The 228-nt window shown below is 52.6% G+C and carries 1 protein-coding gene; it reads left to right on the top strand.

What is annotated here, in order from left to right; genetic code table 11:
* Positions 1-25: 25 nt before the first annotated feature.
* Positions 26-228 (top strand): hypothetical protein (locus ACYQ78_RS40260; protein ID WP_459806265.1); only part of this gene is annotated, 203 nt, incomplete at its 3' end.

Genomic DNA, 228 nt, shown 5'->3' with positions numbered 1-228 from the left:
CGAAAATTTCCAACCAAACACAAACATGAGCTCATTCCTCGGCAACCTCAAGTCGGCCGCCGCCTCCGCAGTAACCGGAGGTGACGACGACAAGAAAAACACTGAATCAGACCAAACACCCAAAAGTGACCTCATGTCAAGTGCTAAACTAGTAGCTGGAGCAGCCCAATCCGCCGCCAGCAACCAGTCTGACAAAATTGACAAAGCAAAGACTGCGGGCGCTGCCGC

Source organism: Herbidospora sp. RD11066 (genome assembly GCF_054661255.1).
This window is presented reverse-complemented; position numbering and strand designations above follow the sequence as displayed.